This window comes from Streptomyces sp. WM6386, assembly GCF_000972385.1.
In the GTDB taxonomy this organism is placed as follows: domain Bacteria; phylum Actinomycetota; class Actinomycetes; order Streptomycetales; family Streptomycetaceae; genus Streptomyces.
This window is the reverse complement of record NZ_JXTE01000204.1, coordinates 1-1,159: the sequence shown is the minus strand read 5'-3', so window position 1 is coordinate 1,159 and position 1,159 is coordinate 1. Positions and strand designations below refer to the sequence as shown.

Sequence of the window (1,159 nt, the reverse complement as noted above, 5' to 3'; positions counted from 1 at the left end):
GTCCTTGCCGGCGGTCACCCGCACGGTGTCGCCGATCTCGGTGCCGGTGGTCTCCAGGAAGTGGGAGGAGACGATGACCTGGCCGGGCCCTGTGATCCAGTGGCCGGAGATCATCGCGTAGCTGCCGGAGCTCGAATCACCGTCGTAGAGGGTGACCCGGACGGTGCCGGAGACTCCGGGCACGGTGGCTTCCTCCTGGGCCACGCCGTAGTATAGGGCGGTGCCCGACTGTGCCTTGATGGCGGCGCTCACCTTCGCCGGGTCGGCCGGTGGGGGGACGCTCGTGCCCGGTGCGGGGACGTGTTCGCCCTTGCCGATGGTGGGACCGCCCGCGAAGACGCTCACGTCGTTGCGGCGATCGGGGTCCCCGGCCGCCGCCACCTCGTTCAGCGACGAGGTCAGCCCCAGCGCGAAGGTCGCCGCGACCGTGCCGAAGGCCACGGCGAGGAGCATCGCGAGGGTACGGACCGGGTGGGCGAAGGGGCTCGCCAGACCGTAGGTCACCGCGCGGGGCAGCGGCAGCCGGCCCGCCGCCCGGTGTGCCCACTGGCCGCGTCCCGTCCGGGGTGCCCGGCCGACGGCGATGGCCTCGACGGTCCGCAGCCTTCCGGCCCGCAGCGCGGGGACCAGCGCCGCGATCCCGACGACGAGCAGGGCGACGGCCGCCACCAGGACGTCCACCCACCAGGCGACCGTCAGCGAGACCGTGCCGTAGACCGTCTCGGTGTCCTCCAGGAGCGGCAGGGCCATGAGGTTGCCCAGGACGACGCCCAGCGCGATACCGGCACCGGCCGGGAGGAGTGCCTGGGCGATGTAGGCCCGGACGACTTCACGCGGAGTGAAGCCGATGGCCTTGAGGATGCCGATCCTGCGCAGACTGGTCCCGACCGCGCCGCTGATGACGCTGCCGACGATGATCACCGACATGACGATGCCTAGCACGCCGAAGGCGATGAGGAACGGGATGGTCGGGGCGGCGTTCCGGTCGGCGGCGCGCTTGGTGTCCAGGTAGGACTGGCTGCCCAGGAGCGCACCGGACGGCACGGCGGCTGCGAGCTTCTTCCGGTGGGCGGCGATCTGGCTCTTGGTGCCGGCGGAGTCGAAGCGGTAGAGCATCTGACTCGTGACCGGGGTGTCCTTCGACCCGAGTGCCTTCACC

At 71.7% G+C, this 1,159-nt stretch carries 1 protein-coding gene; it reads right to left on the bottom strand.

The features are described 5' to 3' along the window. The coding region (locus tag TN53_RS40750) for an ABC transporter permease (protein WP_046263927.1) at positions 1–1,159 on the bottom strand (1,159 nt) is incomplete at both ends.